Raw genomic sequence first — 26,176 nt, forward strand, 5'->3', positions numbered from 1 at the left:
CATGCCACAGTTCTTCATCGACCGGCCGATCTTCGCCTGGGTGGTCGCCTTGTTCATCCTCCTGGCCGGCGCCCTGGCCATCCCGCAACTACCGGTGGCGCAGTATCCCAACGTGGCACCGCCGCAGGTGGAGATCTATGCCGTGTACCCAGGCGCCTCGGCGGCGACCATGGACGAAAGCGTGGTCAGCCTGATCGAGCAGGAGCTCAACGGCGCCGACAATCTGTTGTACTTCGAGTCGCAGAGCAGCCTGGGTAGCGCCACCATCACCGCCACCTTCGAGCCTGGCACCCTTCCCGACCTGGCCCAGGTCGACGTGCAGAACCGCCTCAAGGTGGTCGAGTCGCGCCTGCCGCGCCCGGTGACCCAGCAGGGCCTGCAAGTGGAAAAAGTGTCCACCGGCTTCCTGCTGCTCGGCACCCTGACCTCCGATGACGGCAGCCTCGACGAAACCGCGCTGTCCGACATTCTCGCGCGCAACGTGATGAACGAGATCCGCCGCCTCAAGGGGGTCGGCAAGGCCCAGCTGTATGGTTCCGAGCGGGCCATGCGGATCTGGATCGACCCGCGCAAGCTGATCGGCTTCAACCTCACGCCCAACGATGTGGCCGAGGCCATCGCCGCGCAGAACGCCCAGGTCGCCCCCGGCAGCATCGGCGACCTGCCAGCCCGCGACACCCAGGAAATCACCGCCAACGTGGTGGTCAAGGGTCAGCTGAGCACGCCCGAGGAATTCGCTGCCATCGTCCTGCGCGCCAACCCGGACGGCTCCAGCGTGACCATCGGCGACGTTGCCCGGGTCGAGATCGGCGCCCAGGAATACCAGTACGGCACGCGCCTGAACGGCAAGCCGGCGACCGCCTTCAGCGTGCAGTTGGCACCCGGTGCCAACGCCATGGAAACCGCCACCCTGGTGCGAGCCAAGCTGCAGGAGCTTGCGCGCTATTTCCCCGAAGGGGTGAAGTACGACATTCCCTACGACACCTCGCCGTTCGTCAAGGTGTCGATCCAGCAGGTCATCAGCACCCTGTTCGAGGCGATGTTGCTGGTATTCGCGGTGATGTTCCTGTTCCTGCAGAACCTGCGCTGCACGCTGATCCCGACCCTGGTGGTGCCGGTGGCCCTGATGGGCACCTTCGCCGTGATGCTGGCGCTGGGCTTCTCGATCAACGTGCTGACCCTGTTCGGCATGGTGCTGGCCATCGGCATCCTGGTCGACGACGCCATCGTGGTGGTGGAGAACGTCGAGCGGATCATGGCCGAGGAAGGCCTGCCACCCAAGCAGGCCACGCGCAAGGCCATGGGCCAGATCAGCGGTGCGATCATCGGCATCACCCTGGTGCTGGTGGCGGTGTTCCTGCCCATGGCGTTCATGAAGGGCTCGGTGGGGGTCATCTACCAGCAGTTCTCGGTGTCGATGGCGGTGTCCATCCTGTTCTCGGCGTTCCTCGCCCTGAGCCTGACCCCGGCCTTGTGCGCCACCCTGCTCAAGCCAGTGGCCAAGGGCGAGCTGCATGGGCGCACAGGCTTTTTCGGCGGGTTCAACCGCCGCTTCGAGGGCTTGAGCGACGGCTACCAGCGCTGGGTGGCGCAAGCGCTCAAGCGCAGCGGCCGCTACCTGTTGCTGTACGGCGCGCTGTTGGCGGTGCTCGGCTACGGTTTCAGCCAACTGCCCACGGCGTTCCTGCCGACCGAGGACCAAGGCTACACCGTGACCGACATCCAGCTGCCGCCGGGGGCCAGCCGCCTGCGCACCGAGCAGGTGGCCGCGCAGATCGAGGCGCACAATGCCGAGGAGCCCGGCGTTGGCAATACCACGGTGATTCTCGGCTTCAGCTTCTCGGGCAGCGGGCAGAACGCGGCCCTGACTTTCACCACGCTCAAGGACTGGTCCGAGCGCGGTGCCAAGGACAGCGCCCAGTCGATCGCCGACCGCGCGACCCTGGCCTTCAGCCAACTCAAGGATGCCATCGCCTACTCCGTGCTGCCGCCCCCCATCGATGGCCTGGGCGAGTCGACCGGGTTCGAGTTCCGCCTGCAGGACCGCGGCGGCATGGGGCACGCGGCGCTGATGGCGGCCCGCGACGAACTGCTGGGCAATGCCCGCAAGAGCAAGGTCCTGACCAACGTGCGCGAAGCCTCGCTGGCCGAAAGCCCGCAGGTACAACTGGAAATCGACCGCCGCCAGGCCAATGCCCTGGGCGTATCGTTCGCCGACATCGGTACGGTGCTGGACGTAGCCGTAGGCTCCAGCTACGTCAACGACTTCCCCAACCAGGGCCGTATGCAGCGGGTGGTGGTGCAGGCCGAGGGCGACCAGCGCAGCCAGGTCGAAGACCTGCTGAAGATCCATGTGCGCAACAGCAGCGGCAAGATGGTGCCGTTGGGCGCCTTCGTGCAGGCTCGCTGGGTCAGCGGCCCGGTGCAGTTGACCCGCTACAACGGCTACCCGGCGGTGTCGATTTCCGGTGAACCGGCGGCGGGCTACAGCTCCGGCGAGGCCATGGCCGAGATCGAGCGCCTGGTGGCGCAACTGCCAGCCGATACCGGCCTGGAATGGACCGGCCTGTCGTTGCAGGAGCGCTTGTCCGGCAGCCAGGCGCCCCTGCTGATGGCCTTGTCGCTGCTGGTGGTGTTCCTGTGCCTGGCGGCGTTGTACGAAAGCTGGTCGATCCCTACCGCCGTCCTGCTGGTGGTACCGCTCGGGGTGCTGGGTGCAGTGCTGGCGGTGACCCTGCGCGGCATGCCCAACGACGTGTTCTTCAAGGTCGGCCTGATCACCCTGATCGGCCTGTCGGCGAAGAACGCCATCCTGATCATCGAGTTCGCCAAGCACCTGGTCGACCAGGGCGTGGACGCCGCCGACGCCGCCCTGCAGGCCGCCCGCCTGCGCTTGCGGCCGATCGTGATGACCTCGCTGGCCTTCATCCTCGGCGTCGTACCGCTGGCCATCGCCAGCGGCGCCAGTTCGGCGAGCCAGCAGGCGATCGGTACCGGCGTGATCGGCGGCATGCTCAGCGCGACCCTGGCGATCGTGTTCGTGCCAGTGTTCTTCGTGGTGGTGATGCGTTTGGCTGGGGGGCGTCAAGCGAGCCGTGGAACCCACGCGCACGAGCGCACGGCGTAACGAAGGCGCCCTCGCGTGCACGAGTCGGTATGTTAAGATTGCTGGCATCGATGGAGGATCTGCAATGAAAGAAATGTGCGATGCCAGCATCAAAAGCCAAGTCCAGGAGCTTGCCAGGCTGCATGCGGTCACTGGCGGCAAGAATCGTTTCAGCGACTTGGCAACGACGATTACCCGACTGTCTGGCGATTCCGTTGCCCTCGACCCCGTAGAGAGAATGCTCGTGTCGCTCAAGAAAAAGGGGGTACTGACCAAACAGCAGATTCTTCAAATGGAAGCCGCCTATCTGCTCGAGCAATCGAATACTGCGAACGGGCGGACCCTCGGCGCATGATTTTCGACCCATTCGATGACTATGAGTCCGCGGGTTATCTGCGCAATGCCTTCAAGTTGAAAGACCCCGAACAAATCAAGAGGATGGAGCACCTGGCTTTCGAGGCTAGCCTGGAAGAAGCGATTGCTCTACTCGCCGCGCCAACGCGCATTACCTACGAAACACTGCTTGAACTGCATCAACTGCTGTTCGCTGATTTCTACCCCTGGGCAGGCAAGGACCGTGCTCAGGTGGCCCCCAGGCTCGCGGTTTTCAAAGGTACCGACACCGATCCACGCCACACTGCATTCTGCCCTCCTGATCAAATAAGGCATTGGGCTTCGCACGCCTTGCAACTTGGCCAGGATCACGCTCGGTTCACACAACGGCCTGGGGAGGTGCTTGGCTTGCTCGCCGATGCCCATCCTTTTCTGGATGGCAATGGCCGAACGATCCTGTTGGTGTTCATGGAACTTTGCCACCGTGCCGGATTTGCCATCGATTGGGCCGGTACATCGAAGCAGGATTACCTGGCCGCGTTAAGCGCAGAGATCAACCAACCCGCCCAGGGGCACCTCGACCGTTACCTGAAGCCCTTCTTGCTCAAGGTTTCAGACAGACAGGCGTGGCCGGAAGTCATCGGCTCGATCAAAGGGCTGGATGGCCTGGACAAGGAGAACATCCGGTACGAAAGCCTGGATGATCCTGACGTGCGCAGACTGTATACGGGCTATCGGGCAATCCCTATACCCGTGCCCTCGATTCTCATCCTCGCCGGTGGCCGCGGCCAACGTATGGGCGGGCGCGACAAAGGTCTACTGGAGTGGCGTGGCGAGCCGTTGATCGCTCACATCCAGCGCACGGTGCGACCGCTCTGCGACGACCTGGTGATTTCCTGCAACCGCAACCAGGAGGCGTATGCCGCCTATGCCGACCAGTTGGTCGGGGATGCCGAGGCCGACTACCCCGGCCCCTTGGCTGGCGTGATCGCCGGGCTTGCCGTGGCACGGCATGACTGGGTGGTATTGCTTGCCTGCGATGCGCCGATGGTGGACCAGGCGCTGATCGACGACCTGCTGCGCTTGGCGGTGGCCGGCGACTGTGTGGCGATGGTCCGCCAGAGCGGTTATTGGCAACCGCTGTTCAGTGTGTTGCCCCGGCGCGTGCTACCAGTGCTCGAGCAGGCCTGGGCGGCGGGTGAGCGCAGTTTGCAGAAGGCGTTGTTGCGCGAGGCGGTATCAGCGCTGGAGTGTGCCGAGGGTGACTTGCGGCTAAGTAACTTCAACAGCCCAGATTTGCTGCGTAGCTGATGGCGCCTTCGCGGGTAAACCCGCTCCTACAGGGTCTGCGCGGACTTTGTTGGAGCGGGTTTATCGCAGCGGCGAACCGCCGCGAAGAGGCCGGCGCAGAAGCACCTCACCGCCCAGCCAACTCCTCGACACTGATCTCGCGCATCCTGAATTTCTGCACCTTGCCGGTCACCGTCATCGGGAATTCGTCGACGAAGCGGAAATACCGCGGCACCTTGAAATGCGCGATCCGCGCCTTGGCCCACTCGCGCAACTCGTCCTCGCTGGCGACATGCCCCGGATGCAGACGCACCCAGGCGACGATCTCTTCGCCATACTTACCGCACGGCACACCGATCACCTGCACGTCGGCCACCGCCGGGTGGGTGAAGAAGAACTCCTCCAGCTCGCGCGGGTAGATGTTCTCGCCGCCACGAATGATCATGTCCTTGCTGCGCCCGACAATGCTCACGTAACCCTGCTCGTCCATCACTGCCAGGTCACCGGTGTGCATCCAGCCATCGTCGTCGATGCTTTCCGCCGTGGCCTTGGGGTTGTTCCAGTAGCCCAGCATCACGCTGTAGCCACGCGTGCACAACTCGCCGACCTCGCCACGCGGCACGGTCTCGCCGTCGCTGTCGATCACTTTGCTCTGCAGCCGTGGCTGGGTCCGGCCGACGCTGGTCACCCGGCGTTCCAAGTCGTCGTCGGCACCGGTCTGCAACGACACCGGGCTGGTTTCGGTCATGCCATAGGCGATCTGCACCTGGGCCATGTGCATTTCGTCGATGACTCGGCGCATCACTTCGATCGGGCAGGTAGCGCCGGCCATGATGCCGGTGCGCAGGCTCGACAGGTCGAATTCGCCACGCTGGGGATGGTCCAGTTCGGCAATGAACATGGTCGGCACGCCATACAGCGCGGTGGCCCTTTCCTCGGCCACGGCACGCAAGGTAGCCAATGGATCGAAGGCGTCACCGGGGTAGATCAGGGTACTGCCATGGGTCATGCAGCCGAGGTTGGCCATGACCATGCCGAAGCAGTGATACAACGGCACCGGCACCACCAGGCGGTCCTGCTCGGTGAGGCCCAGGCTCTCACCGACCAGGTAGCCGTTGTTGAGGATGTTGTGGTGGCTGAGCGTGGCTCCCTTGGGGAAGCCCGTGGTGCCCGAGGTGTACTGGATGTTGATCGGGTCGTTCCAATGCAAGCCGGCCTGTCGCTCGGCCAGGGTCCGGGCGCTGACCGCCTCGGCGTGGGCCTGCAACTGGTGCCAGGGCAGGAAGCCCGGGGGCGGCGCAATGGCCAGGCTGACCACCCCGCGCAGTTCTGGGAAGCGTTCGCAGGCCAGCGCCTGGCCGGCTTGCGTGCTGGCCAGGCCAGGCACCAGGCCCTGCAGCATGGCGTGGTAGTCGGAGGTCTTGAAGGCATCGGCGCAGATCACCCAGCGGCATCCGGACTGGCCCAGGGCATAGTCCAGTTCGCTGGAGCGATAGGCCGGGTTGATGTTGACCAGGATCGCGCCGATCTTGGCACTGGCGAACTGGGTGATGCACCATTCGGCGCAGTTGGGTGCCCAGATGCCCAGGCGGTCGCCGGCTTGCACGCCCAGGGCCATCAAGGCGCGAGCATGCTGGTCGACGGCGTCGGCCAGTTGCCGCCAGGTGTAGCGCAGGGCCTGGTGGCGCACCACCAGGGCGTCGCGGTCGGGGTAGCGGGCGACGGTGGTGTCGAAGGCATCACCGATGCATTGGTCGAGCAGCGGTTTGTCCTGGCTGCCCTGGGAATGGCTTGGCTGGGGCATGGGGGGTCTCTTGTTGTTCTTGTGTTGTTTGACCTGGCCTCTTCGCGGGTAAACCCGCTCCTACAGGTGATGCACTCCCTGTAGGAGCGGGTTTACCCGCGAAGGAAGCAACGCCGATCTAGCGAACGAACACCTGCGGCGTGGTGGTCGACATGTCACCGCCCGGCAGCTTGATGTTCTTCACTTTTTCCAGGGTCACCGGGTCGAACACCGCCAGGTCGTTGAAGGTCCCGCCCAGGTACAGCTTGTCGCCCTTCTTGTCGAAGGTCACACAATAATAGGTGTGTTCGAGGTTGGCCGCCTTGATCAGCTTGCGCTGCTTGATGTCGTACTTGGCCAGGCGGTTGAGCACGCCGTACATCTGGTTCGGGTCCTTCGGCGAGCGCAGGCCGGTGAAATACAGCTCGGTGAGGTCGGCGAACTCCTGGGTGTGGGTCTTGCCGGTCTTGAGGTCGACGCTCAGGTAGCCGTACAGCAGTTCAGCTTCGTTCGGATCCTGCTTGGCATCCTTGAACTTGGCGATGGTGTAGAGCATCGAGAACTCGTGGCGCGGGCTCTGGTGCGGCCAGAAATACAGCACGTCCGGGGCGCTGTAGCCCTTGCGGTTCCAGTTGCGCAGCGGCAAGGCGACGCTGTACTTGCCGGTGTTGACGTCCATCTTGTAGAGGTCGGGCCCGGCGACGAACAGGCTGCCGTCATCGGCAGCGCGCATCAGGTAGACCTGGCGCGGCATCGGGAAGGTGCGCACCGGCTTGGCGTCCAGGCCATCGGCGGTCTTGTACACCTCCAGGCGTGGCGGCTTGACCACATAGTGGTCGTTGAGGCGTTGGGTCGGGTTGACCGTGGCGTAGACTTCCTTGCCATCGGGGCTCAGGGCGAACGAGTACATCGACTTGCCGACTTCGCCGGGTACGCTGGACAGGTTGGCGTGGAAGGTGGTCTTGCAGGTGTCCAGGTCGATGCCGTAGATGTCGGCATAGTGGTTGTTGAGCACGTAGGCGGTGCGGTTGTCCGGCGCCATCATCGCGGTGCCGGGGCCGAACCTGTCGGGCATCTGGCAGCTCTTGTACAGCGTGTCGCTGGCCACGTCGATGACGTGCAGGTTGTTCGGGTAGTTGGTGGTGATCAGGTATTCCTGGCCGGCCTTGAGGGCAGGCCCGGTATCGTCGGCCTGTGCCGCCCAGGCGCAGGCCGTGGCGGCGATGGTCAGCGCGAGTTGCGCGCAACGTCCAGCATTCATGCGGTTTCCCCTTGTCATTCTTGTCAGGCCGGTCACTTGTCTTTCGGGAACACAGTGCCCAGGTTGCGCCAGTCTTCCTGGGAGTTGCTCGCCTGGGCGTTCCAATCCTGGTAGGTACTCATCATGTCCGGCACCTGGGCTGGCCACCAGCACGGGTCGGAGCAGCCGTACAGGTCGGCTTCCATCGGCTGGCACAACGAGCTGACGCCGCCAAAGGCGTCCACTTCCCAGCCCGGGTCGGTGGTGGCGGTACAGCCGGCCACCGCACTCATGGCCACCACTTCCTCGACACGGTCTTCGGCGGCGGCTTGCTCGAGGATGTGCGCCTTGTTGTTCAGGGGCTTCAAGTGCTTCATGTCAGTGCGCCTTCCGCGGAGTGATGTAGCGATCGATGAAGGCCGGGTTGGCGGCCATGATGCGGCTGTAGACCTCGATGCCGAAGTCGACCCAGTCGCGCATCAGTTCGCAGTAGTGGTAGGTCGGGTGCTGTGGGTCGCCGTAACGGGCGTAGCTCTCGTGGTAGCAACCGCCGGAGCACAGGTTGCGGATGCGGCAGCTGTCGCAGCCGGTATTGCTGCGGTCGAGGCGCTGGGACAGGAAGTCGTTCAACTGCGCCTGCTTGACGCCCTGATGCACGTTGCCGAAAGTCGGCAGGCTGGAACCGGTGAAACGGTGGCACAGGTTCAGTTCGCCCTCATGGTCCACCGCCAGCATCTTCAGCCCGGCCCCGCACGGCAGGGCCTTCTTGTGGCCCTCGTGGATGTCGGTGATCAGCTGGTGCAGATTGGAGAAGCCGATGTTGCGGTGTTCCAGCGCCGCTTCCAGGTAGCGCCGGCCGAGGGCCTTCATGTTGGCGAAGACCTCTACCAGCTCTTCGCCCGTGAGGTTGAAGTCGGCCATGTCGCCGGAGGTGACCGGGGCGAAACCGACCTCGGCGAAGCCCATTTCGTTGAACAGGTGGTTCCAGATGGTCTCGACATCGGTGATGCCCCGGGTCAGGGTCACCCGGGCGCCCACCGGGCGGCTGGTGTAGCGCGACAACAGCAGGTCGGCCTTGCGCCGCACCACGTCATAGGTGCCCTGCCCGCCCACGGTGATGCGGTTGCGGTCGTGCACGGTCTTGGGCCCGTCGATGCTGATCGACAGCCCGAAGCGGTGGGCATTGAGCCAGTCGATGATCTCTTCGGTGAGCAGGGTGGCATTGGTGGTCATGATGAACTCCACCTGCTTGCCGGCCTCGGCGAAGCGCCGCTCGCAGTAGGCCACCATGTGCTCGATCAACGGCCGGTTGGACAACGGCTCGCCGCCGAAGAACACCACGCTGTAGCGCTGCTCGTCGGGTGATTCCTTGAGCAACATCTCCACCGAGGCCTCGGCGGTGGCGGCGCTCATTTTCTTGCCAGCGGACGGTTTGTCCAGGTCTTCCTTGTAGCAGTAGGTGCAGCTGAGGTTGCAGCCGGTGTTGACGTTGAGCACCACGGTGTTGAGCGCGGTGCGCTCGACCTGGCGCAAGGCGATCTCCGGGGTCAGCGGCGAGCCGTCGCTGACCAGCTCCAGGGCGATCAGCTCGCGCAGCGTCTCCTGGATGTCCTGGCCGGCGAAGCGCTGGCCAAGGCGCTGCACCAGCTCCTCGGCGGAGCAGCCTTGCTGGCGCAGGGTGTCGATGATGCCGCCAGTCACCGCGTCGGCGGTGAACAGCGAACTGCTGGGGATGTGGAAAAGCATGCGGTCGGCATCGACCTGCACTTCGTGCAGGTTGCGTTCGACCAGGTTCAGTAGTGCGCCCATGGCGACCTCCCGATAAACGATCCGATGGAAAACCCGTTGTGCCCTGCCCTTATGGCAGCGGCGGATTGTTCCAGCGTTGCACGGTGACGATCATGTGGCCTTCGCCGGTCTGGCCGCCGTCGGCCAGCGTGGCGATGACCTTCAGGTTGCCCGCGTTGTTGGTCATCATCTTGCGCGCAGGATTGGGCCCGGCGCCGCCTGGCACGAACACGCCGTCGGCCTGCATCTGGCCGGCGAACTTGACGTCCTCGTCCTCGACCGCGCGCTCGTTGAACGGCTCGACCTTCCAGGTCGCCGGCAGGTAGCCGATGCGCAGCGGCTGGCCGCTGGCGTCCTTGCCCCAGGCCTCGGCCTCGAAGCGGCCCTGGACCTTCGGCACCGACGCGCCGTTTTCACCGATGCGGGCGATGGAGAACGCGGGCACCACCTTGACCTCGTCGACCTTCTCGTACACCGCCAGGCTGCCGCCCTTGAGCTCACCGATCGCGACCTCGCGCTGGCCAGGCTTGGCATCTGCCGCAGCGCGTGCCTTGACCCGCACCAGGGTCGGGGTCTGCTCCAGCACCTCGGTCACCTCGACGCCGGTACCCAGTTCGGGCTTGCCCGACAGGCCCGTGCCGACCAGGGTGATTTCGCTTTCGCCACCGGCCTTGATGAACGCCGGTTGTACCGCCAGCAGGCGCGCCTTGCCGTCCTTAACCGCGGTGAAGTCCAGGCCGCGCTCGTCGTGCTCGGCCTCGAACATGCGGCCTTTCATCTCGCCATCCAGCGCAGCGAAGACCTGGCGCAGGTTGCTGTCGCCGACCTTGACGTTGCCGCGCCATTCATAGCCGTTGTAGAGGATCGCCGAGCCACTGCCGTTGAACGGCGTACCGTCGGCGTAGGTACCCTTGACCTCGACCTTGAAGGTATCGCCCTGGTCTGCGCTGACGCTCATCACCCCGCGCACGTCGCCCTTGGCGAGCATGTGGCCGCTGAAGGCCCACTGCCCCGGCAACGTGTTGGCCTTGGGCTTGGCCTTCTCCCAGGCAGCCCAGGCCGGGCTTTCCAGCGGGAAGCGCTTGGCGAGTTCGGGCACCACCTGCTTGAGGGCGATTTCCAGCCAGTCGCGGTCACGCGCCTGGGCCTGGTATTCGAGGGACGGCCACTGGCCGAGGTGGAAGTTGACCAGGTGCTCCCATTCCTGCGCCGGACGGCGCTGCAGGGCCACGCGGGCACCGGAGTGGCAACGGCCGCAGGTTTCGCTGAGTTGGGTGTCGAAATGCTCCACGGTATTGAGCCGGCGTTCCATGGCGTAGCGCACGCCATCGGTTTCGCTCGGCGCCAGGCCCTGCTTGTCGGCCAGGTACTTGACCAGTGTGCGGCGGTCGTCATCGCTGATCTGCAGGCCGTGCATGACCTGCATGCGGGCGATACTCATCAGCCAGCCTTCGGGGGTCTTGCGCTGGTGGCTGATTCGGCTGTAGGTATCGTTGCCTTCGGGGATGTGGCACCCCATGCACTTGTTCTGCAACAGGCTCGGGCCCTGCTCGGCCGCCATGGCCTGGGTGCCCAGCAGTGCGGCGGCGATGAGCGCCAGTTTGCCCGCATGCCGCCGGAGTCGAGTCGTCTTCAAGGTCAGACCTCCACGGTTGTTATTATCGTTCTTGCACGCTTTGGTACAGCAGGTGTGCATGTGACACGTTGTGATACAGAAACTGTGCCAGGTGCTGCAAAAGTGTTGTATTTCAGGCGCTTATTGGTTTTTCTCAGGCCCGTTCAGGCGTTGACTGGTGAGTGCGAGCGTGCCATTTCGCGACTGGGTGTTTCATCTTGAGACAGGGCCTCAGGGCGACACTCGTCCTGTAGGAGCGGGTTCACCCGCGAACCAGGCGGCGCGGTGCCTGGCACGGGCTAGCCCGTGTTCGCGGGTAAACCCGCTCCTACAGCCGCGCCTGTGTGCTGCGAGATGTTTCATCACCGTCTCACACCGTCTCAATGTGCAACAGCGCAGCCTTGCAATCACCCCATTGCACGATGACAAAACCCAACCCACTCAATGCCTTGCACTCATCAGGCCAGCTTGGCACGACCATTGCGCCATGCCCGGGCACATCCAATGACAAGAGGCACAGCCCCATGCTTTCCGACCTGCCCATCCTGCCCGCCACCCGCGCCTTTCTCGAACGCAAGCTGAAGATGCGCATTGGCGCCGACTGGCAGGACGCTGCCAGCGGTCGCACCCTGGCGTTCCGCAACCCAGCGACCGGTGAGGTACTCGGCGAGGTGCCCGCCGCCGAGCAGGAAGACGTTGACCGCGCCGTGCGTGCCGCCCGCCAGGCCTTCGACGATTCACCCTGGAGCCGCATGCGCCCACGCGAACGGCAGAACCTGCTGTGGCGCCTGGCCGACCTGATGGAGCGCGACGCGCAGCAGCTGGCCGAGCTGGAGTGCCTGAACAACGGCAAGAGCGCCGTGGTGGCCAAGGTCATGGATGTGCAGCTGGCCATCGACTTCCTGCGCTACATGGCCGGCTGGGCCACCAAGATCGAGGGTAGCACCGTCGAAGCGTCCATGCCGTTGATGCCCAACGACCAGTTCCACGGGTTCGTGCGCCGCGAAGCCATCGGCGTGGTCGGCGCCATCGTCGCCTGGAACTTCCCGCTGCTGCTGGCCTGCTGGAAACTCGGCCCGGCCCTGGCCACCGGTTGCAGCGTGGTGCTCAAGCCCGCCGACGAAACCCCGCTGACCGCGCTCAAGCTCGCCGAACTGGTGGACGAAGCTGGCTATCCTGCTGGCGTATTCAACGTCATCACCGGCACCGGCCTCAACGCTGGCGCCGCGCTGAGCCGTCATCCCGGCGTCGACAAGCTGACCTTCACCGGTTCCACCGAGGTCGGCAAGCTGATCGGCAAGGCGGCCATGGACAACATGACCCGCGTAACCCTCGAACTGGGCGGCAAGTCGCCGACCATCGTCATGCCCGACGCCAACCTGCAGGACGCCGCCGCGGGCGCCGCCACCGCGATCTTCTTCAACCAGGGCCAGGTGTGCTGCGCCGGCTCCCGGCTGTACGTGCACCGCAAGCACTTCGACAATGTAATCGCCGATATCGCCGACATCGCCAACGGCATGAAGCTGGGCAGCGGCCTGGACCCTGCGGTACAGATGGGGCCGTTGATCTCGGCCAAGCAGCAGGACCGGGTCACCGGCTACATCGAGCTGGGTCGCGAGCTGGGTGCCACCATCGCCTGCGGCGGCGAGGGCTTTGGTCCCGGTTACTTCGTCAAGCCGACCGTGATCGTCGATGTCGACCAGCGTCATCGCCTGGTGCAAGAGGAAATCTTCGGCCCGGTGCTGGTGGCGATGCCGTTCGACGATGTCGACGAGGTGATCGCCATGGCTAACGACAATCCCTACGGCCTGGGCGCGAGCATCTGGTCCAACGACCTGGGGGCGGTGCACCGGATGATCCCGCGAATCAAGTCGGGTTCGGTGTGGGTCAACTGCCACAGTGCACTAGATCCGGCGCTGCCGTTCGGTGGCTACAAGATGTCGGGGGTCGGTCGTGAAATGGGCGCCGCTGCCATCGAGCATTACACCGAGCTCAAGTCGGTGTTGATCAAGCTCTGATCTTCCGCCTGTACCGGCCTCTTCGCGGGTAAACCCGCTCCTACAAGAGCACCGCCGCCATCGCGGTGGCACGGGCCTGTAGGAGCGGGTTTACCCGCGAAGAGGCCGGCACAGGCGACCGGACAACAACAATAACAACAAAAACCCTTGGAGCCCCCCATGCGGCACACCCTCGCCTGCACCTTGGCCCTGCTGATCGCAGCCCCCCTCACCCACGCCCACGAACTCTACAACCACGACGGCACCATCCTCAACGCCGACCTCGAAGCCCTGTTCGGCGCCTTCCACAGCGACGAAAGCTACAACATCGCCGGTAACCGCAGCCCAGGCAGCAGCGCCTGGCGCGAAGGCTACATCAAGTACGGCCTCAGTGGCAGCCAGGCCCTGCAAGGCAGCGGAACCCTCTATGGCGCCTTCAACCTGGTCAGCTCGGCCACCTGGGGCGATGGCGATGCCGCCGGCCTGACCTTGGGCGACGAGCGTCGCACGGGCATCGAGGAACTCTACCTGGGGTGGCGCTCGGGCACGCTGTTCCCGGCGCTGGGCGAAGATGGCGTCGACATCTCCGGCGGCCGCCAGGTGGTGACCCTGGGCGATGGTTTTCTGATCCAGGGCGACTCGGTCAATGTCGGCGAGGCCGACCTGGGCGCCAACTTCGACCGCGGCGGCGCCTATTACCTGGCCGCGCGCAAGGCCTTCGACCGCACTGCCGTACTGCGCCTGGGCGGTTCCCAGGGCTGGCGTGGCGACCTGATGTGGCTCAAGTCGGACAACCACTTCCAGGCCGATACGTCGCTGGCGGTGGGCAACCTCGAACATGTCGGCGATGCCGGCACCGTGGGCTTGAGCTGGATCCACGGCCTGGATGTCGACCAGCGCTATGCCAGCCTCCTGGGCCTGGAGGACCGCGACGGCATGGACACGGTCAGCCTGCGCGGGCGTGGCAGCCTGGGCGTCAAGGACCTGGAGCTGGCCGGTGAGTACGTGACCCAGGACCGCAGCGGCGGGCGCGAGAATGCCTGGTACCTGGAGGGCAACTGGACCTTTTCCGAATTGCCCTGGACGCCCACCGCCACCTACCGCTTCAGCCGTTTCTCGAAAGACTTCGACCCGTTGTTCTATGGCCTGAGCCGCGGCTATGGCACCTGGTTCCAGGGCGAGGTGGCAGCCAACTATGCTGGGCCGTTCAACAGCAATACCCAGGTGCACCACGTGGCGTTCAAGGCCAAGCCACGGGATAACCTGACACTGGGTGCGCTGTACTTCGATTTCGACACGCTGGACACCGACCAGGGCAACCTGGGCGGGCGCGAGCTGGACCTGTATGCCGAATGGATGATCAACGAGCACTGGCTGATCAGCCCGCTGGTGGGTTTCTACAAGCCTGAGCGCAGTGCGGCGGATGGCGGGACCCAGCTGGGTGGGCGTGATACGGGCACCTACGTGCAGTTGGTGGTTGGTACGTTTTTCTGATTTCAGGACGCCTGGGGCTGCGTTGCAGCCCCAGGCATCTCACCGATACCCCTGCTCCGCCAGCCACCGCCGCAGCATGAACTGCTGCTCCCTGGGACGCTCATGCAAGACCGCGTCAATCGACCCGCCTCCCAACAGCCCGCGCACCACCGGCGCCAGTTCCACACCCTGCAGGTGCCATATCCCCAACGGCTGGTCAGCCGTCACCACCACCTCCGCCTCATCCACCAGCCCATCGCGCAGCACCGGCCGCCGCGCCACCTGCACCGTTTGCCACGCCGCCGCCTGGTGCATCGGCTGGTTATCTGGCCAGCCCTGGCGACGCGCCCAGAATGGCTGCCCGACCCGCGTCAGCTCCTGGATGTAGAAATCCCGCCCCAGGCGGGCAAAACGCAGGAACAGCTGCTCGATCCGCTGCTGGTGGAACTGCTTGGCCAAGCCGGCCCGCTCAGGCCGGCGCAGTAAGGTGTTGATGACCACGGGGGCCTGTAGCGCTGACGACAGCGACTGGAAGATGCCATTCCCCGACAATGGGTCAACGGCCATGGCGGCATCCCCCACCCGCAACCAATCATCGCCCACGCACTCGCCGGCGAGGATCGCCGTGCTGCTGCGCGCATGTACCTGGGCAGCTTCGAGGGCACGCTGATCGAACAATTCGGCGACCAATGCCGAAGTGCTTCGGCGCTCGGCACAGTACCCCGGCAGTGCCGCCTTGCCTGGCAAGCGTTCGGCATCCAGGGTCACCTGCCAATAGCAGCGGCCATCGGCCAGCCTGGCCATCCACGCCCAGCCATCGTCCAGGCTTTCGACCGCCGAGGCCGGATCGCCCGGCTCGCCGTGCCAGAGGTTGAGCAGGCTGACCGTCTCTGGCCCGCGCAAGCGATCCGCCGCCAGCGGCGCCTGGCGGCCTCGCGCCTCGACCAGGAAGCGCCCGCGCAGCAACTGGCCATCCTCCAGCCGCACCTCATGCCCGCCAACGTGCGCCACCTCACGTACACGCCCTTGCACCAGCGTCACGCCCGCCCGCGCCAGGTCATCGCGCAAGGCGCGGTCGAAGCGTTGGCGGTCGAGCAGAAATTCCTGGTTCAGGTGCGAATGCTGGCCGCTCCAGCGGACCTGGCGCGTCGCCGGCACTGCCGCTTCGGCCAGCGCCTCGCCCAAGCCGGCATGGCGCAAGCCGTCCAGCACCCGTGGCGAGACCCCTTCGACGGCAGCGAAACGGCGCCAGTCGGACACCACGGTCACCGGGTAGCCCAGGCGCCGCAGGCCGATCGCGGTAGCCGCCCCCGCGGGCCCGGCGCCGAGCACCAGAATATGCGGCTCAGGCATCCGCCGCCCCTCGCCGCTCGGGGCCGATGAAAGCTGCATTGGCCTGCAGCCAGGCCACCAACTGCGCGCGGTCCAGGCCCGGCTGCTGCTGCAGCAAGGCAGCAATCCGCCCGCTGAGCGCCGCGCAGCCCAAGCTGGCCCCGGCCATGCCACGCTCACCGACGTAGCCACCGAAGTCGGCCTGGGCGCTACCCAGCCATGACCATTGCCCCGGTGCGCAACGGGCATCGCCGGTCACCCGGATGACGTCCGGGTAACTGGCCGGATACACCGGGCCGCCGCGGGCCGGGCTGGAGGCGCACAGCAGCACGCCGGCCGCCTGCGCTTCGGCACAGGCCCGACGCAACACCGGACGATCCTGCTGCAGCCCGAGGCTGAGGTTGACCAGTGTCGCGCCCTGCTCCGCCAGCCACAGCAGCGCCGCCGCCACCTGCAAGGCACTGGTGGCGCCCTGCCCGTTGAACACCTGGGCCAGCAACAGCGGCGCCTGGCCAGCCTCGGCTTGCAGGCTGGCCAGCACGGCGCTGCCGTGGCCGAGCCGATCGGGCTGCAGTGGCCCGTGGTGCAGCGTGCCGTCCTCCAGCCAGAAGCGCCGTCCTGCCAGCACCGCTCCGGCCTGGGCTGGCGCGCAGCCGCTGTCGATCACCCCGATGCGCAGGTCATGGCGCATGCCTGGCCACCTCCTCGGGCAATACGCGCAATACCCCGCCCTGCAAGTGCAGGTGCAGGTCGGCATCGGCCAAGGTCGAGGGCCGGTGACTGATGAGAATCCGCGTGCGCCCGGCGAACAACTGGTCGATGGCGGCGATCACCTCGCGCTCGGTGGCTTCGTCCACCGCTGAGGTAGCCTCGTCCAACACCAGGATCGACGGCGCCTGGAGCACCGCACGGGCAATGGCGATGCGCTGTTTCTGCCCGCCCGAGAGCTGCTGGCCGCGCTCGCCGAGCAGGCCATCGAGGCCCAGCGGCAGGCTCTCGACCAAACTTTCCAGATGCGCCAGGCGCACGACCTGTTCGAGCGCGTCGCGGCTGGCCTGTGGTGCGCCGTAGGCGAGGTTTTGCGCCAGGGTGCCGCGAAACAGCACGATATCCTGGCTGACCACGGCAATGCGCTGGCGCAAGGCGGCCAGGTCGAGTTCGCGCAGGTCGACGCCATCGAGCAGGATGCGCCCGGCATCGGGGTCGTAGAAGCGTTGCAACAGGTCGATCAGGGTCGACTTGCCGACACCGGAGGCGCCGCTGATGGCGACCTTGAGGCCACCGGGAATGCCGACATCGGCGTCGGCCAGCACGGCCCCCTGGCGCCCATCATGGGCGAAGTGCACGCCTTCGAGGCGCAATTCGCCGGGCCCGTCGGGCATCGGCCGGGGTGACTCGGCTTCGCGTACCGCCACGGTCTCGCGCTTGAGTTCCATCACCCGGCCCAGGCTCACCGCCATGCGCTGCACCGCCACGTACAGGCCCAGCAGGCTCTGCACCGGGCCGACCGCCATGCCCATGTAGGTGGAGAACGCGATCAGCGCACCGAGTTGCCAGGTGCCCTGGATCACCCACCAGCCGCCGACCAGGAAGGCGCAGGCGCGGCACCAGGAGGTCAAGGTGCCGGGCACCGCCTGGGTGAAGAACTCAGTGACCTGGACCTTGAGCAGCTGGCGCATGTAGCCCTGCCCCAGCTGGTCCAGGCGGCTGGCCTCACGGCCTTGCTGGCCGGTGGCCTGGATGAATTTCATCGCTGGCAGGGTTTCCACCAGGAACGACGACACATCCGCCGAACGCTCGCGCAGGCTGCGCACTTCGCGCTCGACCTTGCGCCGCATCCAGCGCAGCCATAGCACCTCGATCGGTACCAGCAGCGCCAGCAGCAGCGACAGTTGCCACGACAGGGTCAGCATCAGCACCACCGAGCCCACCAGGCCGATGATCGCCGACACTGCCGAGAACAACGAATCGACGGCAAAGCGCTGGATCTCGGCGACGTCGCCGTCCAGGCGCGAGAGGATGTCGCCCGTGCGCCGCCGCCCGTAGAACGCCGGCGACAGCTGCTGCAGGTGCCGGTACAGGTCGTCGCGCAGGGCGAACAGGATGCGCCCGGACAAGCGCGTGTGCAGGTAACGGTTGACCCCCGACAGCACCGTGCCGAGCACACCAGCGACGATCATCACCATGGCCATGTGCCAGAGGGTCTGGTAGTCCTTGGCCAACAGGCCCTCGTCGATCAGCGTCTTGACCAGCCAGGGTTGCACCAGCGCCAGCAGCGTGGCGCCCAGTGACAGCAACAGCAGCACGGCGATGGCGGCGCGCTGCGGGCGCACGAAGCTGTACAGCCAGGCCAGGGCCTGGCGCATCAGCACAGGGTCGCTGGAGTCCACCAGCCTTGCGAATAGTCCGCCCATGTCAACCGCGCAACTGCTTGAGCTTGCGGTACAAGGTTGCCCGGCTGATGCCAAGGGCCTCGGCGGCGGCCGAGACGTTGCCCTGGTGACGCGCAAGAGCGCCACGGATCAGTTCCAGCTCGTTGTCCTTGAGGCTGCCGGAGGGCGCGCCGCCACTGACCAACTCGTCGAGCAGGCAGTCGGTGAGGTGATCGAGGGTCAACACCTGCTCATCGTCCTCGCGCATGGCCAGGGCGGTGCGCACCACCATTTCCAGCTGGCGGATGTTGCCGGGCCAGTCGAAGCCCTCGAGCAAGGCGGCCAACGACGGGTCGAGGGTCACATTGCGGGCGCCGAAGCGGTCCAGCACACCCTGCACGATGGTCGCCAGGTCCTCACGTTCACGCAGCGCCGGCAGGCGCAGCGAGACACCGTTGACGCGGTAGTAGAGGTCTTCGCGGAAGTGTTCCTCGCTGACCAGGCGCTTGAGGTCACGGTGGGTGGCGCAGATCAACGCCACGTCGATGTCCTGCTCCTCGCCGGCGCCCAGCGGGGCCACCCGGCGCTCCTGCAGCACGCGCAGCAGGCGGGCTTGCAGGGCCAGCGGCATGTCGCCGATTTCGTCGAGGAACAGGGTGCCGCCATGGGCCTGCATCAGCCGCCCGACCATGCCGCCACGGCGCGAGCCAGTGAACGCGCCGTCGCGGTAGCCGAACAGTTCGGACTCGATCAGCCCCTCGGGAATGGCCGCGCAGTTGACCGCGACGAAGGGTTTGTCGGCACGCGGGCTGGCCTGGTGCAAGGCGCGCGCGACCACCTCCTTGCCCGTACCGGTTTCGCCCAGCAGCAGCACCGGCAGGCCGCTGCCCAGCCCCTGCCGGGCCATGCGCAGGTTGCGCGCCAACCGGGCATCGCCACCGGCCAGTGCTTCCAGCGCCGGCGACTTGTTCGGCTGCGCCGGCTTGGCTACGGCGGCGCCTGGAATCTGGCTATGGCGTGGCAACTGCAAGGCGCGGAAGAAGAATTCCCCCTTGGCCGTGTGCACGCTGCTCACCCCGCCTTGCCACAGGCGGGCGATGAAAGCCGGTGAGCGTTCACCGAGCAGGTCGCTGCTGCGCCGCCCCAGCAGGTCCGGGCGGGCTATCTGCAGCAGCTGGCAGGCATTGTCGTTGGCCGCCAGCACTTCGCCATCCAGGCTCAGCGCCAGCAGGCCGTGCCAGGCACTGTTGAGGTACTGCGGCCGGCTGTGGAAGGCCAGCACCAGATGCTCTGGGTAGCACAGGCCGAACATTCGGCTTTCGATGTTGCCAGCCGCCAGCATCAGCATCGACAGGCTGTCCTGGGGCTGCGCCAGGGCGCCTTCGCGGGTGATGTCGAGCACGCCGATCACCTGGCCACACGGATCGCGCAGCGGCACCGAGGTGCAGGAGAACGGGCTGAGCCGGTCGAGGTAGTGCTCGCCGCAGTCGATCAGGGTCGGCCGGCCTTCCACCACGGCGGTGCCGATGGCATTGGTACCGCGCAGCGACTCGCTCCAGCAGCTGCCGGGGTGCAGGTCGCGCAGGCCTTCGCGTTCGAGCACGTGGGTCTGGCCTTCGATGGCCAGCAGGTTGGCCTGGGCATCGCCGAGGATGACGATGCCCGCCTTGCCTTGGCGTGCCGCCAGGTAGTCGAGTTCAGGGGTGACCGCGTCGACCAGCAGGCGGTTGTGTTCGAGCAACTGGCGCAGGTCGTGGCGCTGGGCCAGGGTGGTGCCGAGTTGCTCGCCCTGCAGGCAATCCAGGCCGTGGCCGAGGCTGCGCCGCCAGGAGGCGTCGATTTCTTCGCGCAGTACACCGATCGGCAGTTCGCCTTCGCTGGCCAGGCGCAAACGGGCCTGGCGGGACTGGTGCAGCGTGTCTTGGGCGTTTGTTATGGGAAGTTGTCGCGCCATTTATCGCTCCAGCTATGCCCTATCAGGTCGAGGGCAACGTGCTTGGTATTTTTTCCGCAGTGTGCGGGAGATTTTTCTGGGCGTCGAGGTGTTCGCCTTGGGGGTTGTGCTGGGGCTGAGATCGAGCGCCGCCCCCAAACCAGACACTTGTCAGCCCCACCACCCACCCCAAACCTGGGGAACACCGCCCACCGAAAAACCTTTCCCAAACACCTCCCGCCACCTCAAAGCCCTTGCACCACAAGCCCTGCAGAGCTTTTTCACAAACCTGGCACGGCTGTTGCCGATCTCCTGCCAAACGCCCCAAGTCCATGGGCCCGTTTGCAGGAGGAATAGACTCATGCACCGACCGAAACTCCACCCGCTGGCACTGGCGATCTTCGCCGGCCTGCTCCAGGTTCCGGCACAGGCTGCGCTGTATGCAGTCGAACCGGGTGACTACAACATCGCCAATGGCAATTTCCCAGCCTGGTACCAGGATAGCCACGGGCGCACGCTCGACCTGTGCCTGAGCAAGGCCGTGAGTTCTCGGGTCGCCGGCACACCAGGCGCACCGTCGTACATGTGCACCCTGCTGCCGACACCCGGCGTGTTCGACGACACCCAGGCTATCGTCTTCCCTACCAACTTCCCCGACGAAGCCTTCTGGTTCACCGCCGACGCAACTATCGTCGATGCTGCGCGTGGCATCGACCTGCGCTTTGGCACCGCCATCGAAGCAGCGTTCGCCGCCGAGGAGCCGGTGGAGGGCGACCAGGTCAGCTTCGCACGCGTTCGTATCCGCGTCGATGTACCGACTGCCGGCACCTACGTGATCACTCACCCCTACGGCGTCGAAGTGTTCGACGTGCCAGCCGCCGGCCGCCGAGCGATCAACATGACCCGCGACATCGGTATCGGTGGCGCTGGCGACTTCACCGGCGCACTCAAGGGCGACGTCGGCCCGTTCCTGCGCAGCGTCAACGGCCCCTACACCGAGGCCGGCCAGCGCTTCATCGGCGACCCGAACCTGAACGAACGCGTCACCGGCAGCCCGTTCAACACCAACTTCGTACGCATCGAAGGCCCCAATGGCCTGGACTTGCGCACCGACCTGTTCTCCATCTCCGGCAAGCTGTCCGACGTAGTCCGGCCGACGCCGCTGATCCCGTTGCGCAGCACCTACTCGCGACGCAACGACAACGGCGACCTGCGCGCCCAGCAGGACGTGTTCGTCCTCGCCCCGCCGCCACCGGCCACCGTCACCCTGACCAGCCAGAGCCCGACCCTGGCCCTGACCGAGGCCAACGGTACCGGCACCTGGTACGCCCAGTCGGCGCTCAACCCGGCGCTGCCCAGCGTGTTGCTGGTCAACGCCGACAACAGCGTGGCCATCCCCAGCAGCACCGCCACCGAAGCCGGCCTGCCACTGACCGACCTGGTCACCATCACCCGCGCCGAATACAGCATGGCCAGCGGCATGCTCAGCGTGGTGGCCAGCAGCAGCGACGAGACCGAGCCGCCAGTGTTGAACGCAGTCACCGGCGACGGTGTGGTCATTGGTGAGTTCATCGGCCAAGGGCCGGTGAAAACCCTGAACCGTTCGATCACGCCGCTGCCGCCAGCCAAGGTGCAGGTCACCAGCACCCACGGCGGTAGCGACACCGAAGACGTGGTGCTGGTGCCATGAACAGACAAAGGCTCCGCCTTCAAGGAGGCAGCATGAACACTTGGTCGCGCCGCGCGCTGTTGGCCGCCGGTTTCTCCCTCACTGTCAGCAGCGCCGCCTGGGCTGCGCTGTCCGACGTCGACCCTGGCCCCTACACCTTCGCCACCGGCGGCTACCCGCTGTGGTACAAGGATGCCGATGGGCTGTCGCTCGAGCTGTGCCGTTCGCGTGCCGTGAGCACCCTGGTGGCTGGCGCTCCAGGGGCACCGGCGTACCTCTGCACCCTGCTCCCGGAGCCGGGCGTCTACGACGATACGCTGCCGCTGGTGTTCCCCGACAACTGGCCACCGGAGATGTTCTGGTTCCTGGCCGAGGCCTCCATTCCGGCAGTTGGCAACAGCGGTTACGAGCTGGATGTCTATGTGGCCGGCCTGGAAGCCGCGTTCGCCGCGGAAAACCCGGTGGACGGCGACCAGCAGAGCTTCGCGCGCATCCGGATGCGCATCTCGGTCCCTACCGCTGGGGTCTACACCATCACCCACCCCTATGGTGTGGAGCGGGTGACCGTCAATAACCCTGGGCGCCGGGCGATCAACATCACCCGCGACATCGGCATCGGCGCGCCGGGTGTGTTCAGCGGCGCACTGAACGGCGCCCTCGGCCCGTTCCTGCGTGGCGAGGGTGGTCCCTACCTGGCGGTGAACCCCGACACCGGCATCACCGACACCTTCATCGGCGATCCCAACCGTACCGAGCGTGTGCTGGGCAGCCCATTCGGCACCAACTTCATCCGCATCGAAGGCCCGGCCGGGACCATCCAGACCGACCAGTTCACCGTGTCTGGCAAGGTCCTCGACCAGCGCCCGCAACTGCCGGCGTCGATGCAACGGGCGACCTACTCGCGCAACGCCAACGGCACCCGCATCGAGGTGTTCGCCAAGGCGCCGGGCAACGCCAGCGTGTGCATGCGCAACGGCCTCGCCCTGGTCGGCACGCCCGCCTCGCCTTGCCAGTTCACCCTCGCAACCGATAACAACGGGCGGTTCTTCACCCAGCAACTGAGCCAGGCAGCGCCACCTTCGGTGGTGGTGGTGACCGCCAGCAGCAGCGACCTCAATACCCAGCCAACGGCCATCTCGAGCAAGCTGTCCGACGTGGTCAAGGTCAGCACCGCACGCTACGACTGGACCAACAAGCGCCTGGTCATCGAAGCCCGCTCCAGCGATGAGGTGGTGATTCCAGACATGGTCGCCCAGGGCTATGGTCGCCTGTCCAAGTCCGGTACCTTGCAGACCCTCACGGTCAATGACGTGTCCCAACCACCGGCCACCGTCACGGTGAAATCGAGCCACGGCGGCAGCGACGTGGAGCCGGTGATCGTCAACGGTACAGCGCCGGTCGAGGCTGCCAACCAGCCACCGCTGGCCCAGGCCGACAACGGCGCGACCAGCATCGGCGTGCCGCTGACCCTCAACCTGCTGCAAAACGACAGCGACCCGGACAACAACGTGCCGCTGACCATCACCGACCTGACCCAGCCCGGCGCCGGCCAGGGCAGCGTGGTGCTCAATGGCACGACCTCGGTCACCTACACCCCACCGACCGAGAACGTGCCCGTGGTCGCCACCTTCACCTACCGCGCTATGGATGCCAAGGGCATGAAGTCCGAGGTGGCCACGGTGACCATCAACGTCGCCGCCAACCAGGCACCGACCGCCAACCCGGAAACCGTCGCCACCCTGGGCGTAGCGCTGCCGATCAACGTGCTGCAGAACGACACCGATCCAGAAGGCAACCTGCCGCTGACAGTGGCCAGCGTCACACCTCCGACCGGCGGCCGCGGCACCGTCAGCATCGACCCCGACGGCACCTCGGTCACCTACACCCCACCGGCAACCATCACCGCGGCGTTCACCACGACCTTCACCTACGTCGCGCGTGATTCGCTGGGTGTGCTGTCGGCACCGGGCACGGTCACCGTCAATGTCTCGCCACGCCCGGCAGCGACGGAAACCTTCGCGGTCACCGCGGCCACGGTCACGGCGCGTTCCAACAACCGTTACAACTGGGATATCAGCGGCACCTCGTCGGTGACCACCGGCAACACCATCACCATCAAGGTGACCACCCCGAGCGGGCTGGTGACCCTGGGTACCACCACGGTGCCGGTGACCGGTCGCTGGCGCCTGGCGGTGAGCAACAGCACCACGGTGATCCCGACGGCCAGCCCGACAGCCACCGTGACCAGTAGCCAAGGCAGCAGCCGTACCGTCGCCGTAGTCGTGCAGTAACACCAGGAGAACGCCATGAAACGCTTGCTGCCCCTGTTGCTCTGCCTGGCCGCCTGCGGCCAGGGCTGGGCCGACGACCTGATGGACAACGCCGACCTTGCGGTCGGCAGCGACCTCGGCGAACCGGTGATCATCCGCCTGCTGCCAGCCGGTTCCGGCCAGGTGGCGGTGATCGAGCAACAGGGCAGCGGCAACCGCGCTGCCCTCGACCAGAACGGCCAGGCCCTGCTGGGCCGCATCGTCCAGGCCGGGGGCGCGCAGGAGGCGTTCATCTTGCAGGAAGGTTCGGACCTGATGGCCAGCATCAGCCAGCAGGGATACGGCAACAGCGCGTCGATCCGCCAGAGCGGCAGTGGCAACAGCGCCTCGATCGAGCAGATCGGCAACCACAACAGCGCCAGCATCGAGCAGGCCGGCACGGGGCTAACCAGCGCTGTGACCCAAGCCGGCAATGGCCAACACGTTCAGATCTCCCAATACCGATAGACCTGGAGGCACCACCATGTTCAAGCTCGCCCCCCTCAGTGCCGCTATCGTCCTGGCCTTGGCCGGCCAGGTCATGGCAGACGACAGCACATCGACCCAGTCCCAGACCGGTAACGACAACATCGCCGAGGTCAAGCAGGTCCTTTCGCCATATGCCTCGGCCACGCAGACCCAGGCCGGCCATGACCATAACCACATGGCCGAGCAGAACGACAGCAGCAGCGTGATCCAGCAGAGCGCGACGGGTTCGTACAACGCAGGCTACGCCGGGCAGTGGTCGGAAACCGGCAGCATCATCACTCAGCAGGCCGGTGGCGAGTTCAACGATGCGTTCACCAGCCAATCCTACGGTGTGGAGAACCAGGCCACGCAAACCCAGCAAGGCAGCGGCAACCATTCGACCATCTGGCAGGACGGTGAGATGGGCAGCCAGGGCACCACCGCTCAGTATGGTGATCGCAACGAAGCGTTCGTCGAGCAGCAGTTCGGCGGCACCAACAACCAGAGTTCGATCACCCAGGGTGGCGCCGACAACTACGCTGCCGCCGAGCACCTGGCCTACACCGACGGCAACGTGCAGATCTACCAGGAGGGCAAGGAAAACTGGGCCTATGGTGACCAGCGTGACGGTACTGGCGGCACCATCGGCATCGACCAGTACGGCTCGGGCAACTCGGCCGAAGTGTGGCAGGACAACCAGATCGGCAGCACCGTCAGCGTCGACCAGAACGTCAACAACAACGAAGGCTACATCGACCAGAGTTTCGGTCAGAGCAACGTCGCCAGCCTGTACCAGCACGGCAATGCCAACGCCAGCTGGTCGGACCAGTACGAGACCGGCAACGCCACCGTGACCATCTCCCAGGGCGGCAGCAACAACCTGAGCTTCACCTACCAGGAAGGCGACAACCACAGCCTGACCGTGACCAGCCAGGGCAACGGCAACCAGGTGATGGCCAGCAACTGGAAGGGTGACAAGCCGGGTGGTCAGTTCGGTGACAGCCAGACGGCGGTGATCAACCAGACCGGTACCGGCAACAAGGCCAACCTGACCCAGGACGGCGCTTTGCAGACCGCGCAGTTGAAACAGAAAGGCACCAACAACTCCACCCAGACCAACCAGGTCGACAGCAACAACGAGCTGTACTTCGAGCAGAACGGGAGCGACAACACCCTCATCGCCGCCCAGCGTGGCACCGACCAGTACGCCTATGGCACCACCCAGGGCACTGGCAACGTGGTCAACGTGGATCAGTCCGGCTATGCCAACCAGAGCTACACCTACCAGCTTTACGGTGGGGGTAACGAGGCTCACATCACCCAGACCGACGGCGTCAACCTGGCCACCGTCACCCAAGGTGGTCATTACAACACCGCCACTGTCGACCAGAGTGGCTACAACCAGAACGCCACCATTACCCAGCAGGGCACCGGCAACATGGCCACTGTCACCCAGCAATAATCCTCT

Annotated in this window: 18 protein-coding genes and 1 pseudogene; 10 read left to right on the forward strand and 9 right to left on the reverse strand. The window is 65.7% G+C overall.

What is annotated here, in order from left to right:
* Position 1: 1 nt before the first annotated feature.
* The 4 genes and pseudogenes from IAE37_RS00350 (at position 2) to mobA (ending at position 4,750) form a co-directional block, all read left to right on the forward strand.
* The gene (locus IAE37_RS00350) at positions 2-3,127 is read left to right on the forward strand and encodes an efflux RND transporter permease subunit (RefSeq protein WP_201167111.1); all 3,126 of its coding nucleotides are present in this window, start codon (positions 2-4) and stop codon (positions 3,125-3,127) included.
* Positions 3,128-3,191: 64 nt separating this feature from the next.
* The gene (locus IAE37_RS00355; protein WP_201167113.1) at positions 3,192-3,461 is read left to right on the forward strand and encodes a hypothetical protein; all 270 of its coding nucleotides are present in this window, start codon (positions 3,192-3,194) and stop codon (positions 3,459-3,461) included.
* Between the two features lie 83 nt (positions 3,462-3,544).
* Positions 3,545-3,898 (forward strand): annotated as a pseudogene (locus IAE37_RS28975) (Fic family protein); the annotation flags it as partial.
* A gap of 282 nt (positions 3,899-4,180) precedes the next feature.
* On the forward strand, positions 4,181-4,750 hold the full coding sequence (gene mobA / locus IAE37_RS00365; protein ID WP_201168473.1) for a molybdenum cofactor guanylyltransferase MobA: 570 nt from the start codon (positions 4,181-4,183) through the stop codon (positions 4,748-4,750).
* A gap of 106 nt (positions 4,751-4,856) precedes the next feature.
* On the opposite strand, the gene IAE37_RS00370 is transcribed toward mobA, so the two are convergent.
* The 5 genes from IAE37_RS00370 to peaA form a co-directional block, all read right to left on the reverse strand.
* Positions 4,857-6,533: a fatty acid CoA ligase family protein gene (locus tag IAE37_RS00370; RefSeq protein ID WP_201167116.1), complete on the reverse strand. Its 1,677-nt coding sequence runs from the start codon at positions 6,531-6,533 to the stop codon at positions 4,857-4,859.
* A gap of 118 nt (positions 6,534-6,651) precedes the next feature.
* Positions 6,652-7,773: a quinohemoprotein amine dehydrogenase subunit beta gene (gene peaD, locus IAE37_RS00375; protein ID WP_201167119.1), complete on the reverse strand. Its 1,122-nt coding sequence runs from the start codon at positions 7,771-7,773 to the stop codon at positions 6,652-6,654.
* Positions 7,774-7,805: 32 nt separating this feature from the next.
* Positions 7,806-8,129, reverse strand: a complete 324-nt coding sequence (qhpC, locus tag IAE37_RS00380) for a quinohemoprotein amine dehydrogenase subunit gamma (RefSeq protein ID WP_201167128.1) — start codon at positions 8,127-8,129, stop codon at positions 7,806-7,808.
* A gap of 1 nt (position 8,130) precedes the next feature.
* Positions 8,131-9,561 carry a quinohemoprotein amine dehydrogenase maturation protein gene (gene peaB, locus IAE37_RS00385; protein WP_201167130.1) on the reverse strand — a complete coding sequence of 477 codons (1,431 nt, stop codon included), beginning with the start codon at positions 9,559-9,561 and terminating at the stop codon, positions 8,131-8,133.
* A 49-nt stretch (positions 9,562-9,610) separates the two neighbouring features.
* Entirely contained in the window at positions 9,611-11,236 is a 1,626-nt protein-coding gene (gene peaA / locus IAE37_RS00390) for a quinohemoprotein amine dehydrogenase subunit alpha (RefSeq protein WP_201167145.1), read from the reverse strand.
* A gap of 443 nt (positions 11,237-11,679) precedes the next feature.
* Between peaA and IAE37_RS00395 the strand changes: the two genes are divergently transcribed.
* A complete protein-coding gene (locus IAE37_RS00395) occupies positions 11,680-13,173 on the forward strand; it encodes an aldehyde dehydrogenase family protein (protein WP_201167147.1) in 1,494 nt (497 codons plus the stop codon).
* 159 nt (positions 13,174-13,332) lie between these two features.
* Entirely contained in the window at positions 13,333-14,646 is a 1,314-nt protein-coding gene (locus IAE37_RS00400) for a hypothetical protein (RefSeq protein WP_201167149.1), read from the forward strand.
* A gap of 39 nt (positions 14,647-14,685) precedes the next feature.
* Here the strand turns inward: IAE37_RS00400 and qhpG are convergent, their stop codons facing one another.
* From qhpG to IAE37_RS00420, 4 genes are read right to left on the reverse strand one after another with little or no spacing between them, the layout of a single operon-like run.
* Complete coding sequence (gene qhpG / locus IAE37_RS00405; RefSeq protein ID WP_201167151.1) at positions 14,686-15,978, reverse strand: flavin-dependent monooxygenase QhpG; 1,293 nt, start codon at positions 15,976-15,978, stop codon at positions 14,686-14,688.
* On the reverse strand, positions 15,971-16,648 hold the full coding sequence (gene qhpE, locus IAE37_RS00410; protein WP_201167153.1) for a subtilisin-like serine protease QhpE: 678 nt from the start codon (positions 16,646-16,648) through the stop codon (positions 15,971-15,973). Before qhpE ends, qhpG begins: the two co-directional genes overlap by 8 nt.
* Entirely contained in the window at positions 16,638-18,371 is a 1,734-nt protein-coding gene (locus IAE37_RS00415; protein WP_201167155.1) for an ABC transporter ATP-binding protein, read from the reverse strand. Before IAE37_RS00415 ends, qhpE begins: the two co-directional genes overlap by 11 nt.
* Position 18,372: 1 nt before the next feature.
* Positions 18,373-20,283 carry a sigma-54-dependent Fis family transcriptional regulator gene (locus IAE37_RS00420; RefSeq protein ID WP_201167157.1) on the reverse strand — a complete coding sequence of 637 codons (1,911 nt, stop codon included), beginning with the start codon at positions 20,281-20,283 and terminating at the stop codon, positions 18,373-18,375.
* A gap of 340 nt (positions 20,284-20,623) precedes the next feature.
* On the opposite strand from IAE37_RS00420, the gene IAE37_RS00425 reads away from it, so the two are divergent.
* The 4 genes from IAE37_RS00425 to IAE37_RS00440 are packed head-to-tail and all read left to right on the forward strand — an operon-like array spanning position 20,624 to position 26,170.
* Positions 20,624-21,952 carry a hypothetical protein gene (locus IAE37_RS00425; protein WP_201167168.1) on the forward strand — a complete coding sequence of 443 codons (1,329 nt, stop codon included), beginning with the start codon at positions 20,624-20,626 and terminating at the stop codon, positions 21,950-21,952.
* A gap of 32 nt (positions 21,953-21,984) precedes the next feature.
* A complete protein-coding gene (locus IAE37_RS00430; RefSeq protein ID WP_201167171.1) occupies positions 21,985-24,222 on the forward strand; it encodes an Ig-like domain-containing protein in 2,238 nt (745 codons plus the stop codon).
* Positions 24,223-24,237: 15 nt separating this feature from the next.
* Positions 24,238-24,708 carry a curlin gene (locus tag IAE37_RS00435; protein ID WP_201167173.1) on the forward strand — a complete coding sequence of 157 codons (471 nt, stop codon included), beginning with the start codon at positions 24,238-24,240 and terminating at the stop codon, positions 24,706-24,708.
* A gap of 16 nt (positions 24,709-24,724) precedes the next feature.
* Positions 24,725-26,170: a curlin gene (locus tag IAE37_RS00440; RefSeq protein ID WP_201167176.1), complete on the forward strand. Its 1,446-nt coding sequence runs from the start codon at positions 24,725-24,727 to the stop codon at positions 26,168-26,170.
* Positions 26,171-26,176: the final 6 nt, after the last annotated feature.

Origin of the sequence: Pseudomonas sp. S31 (genome assembly GCF_016648105.1) — a bacterium.
Taxonomy (GTDB): Bacteria; Pseudomonadota; Gammaproteobacteria; order Pseudomonadales; family Pseudomonadaceae; genus Aquipseudomonas.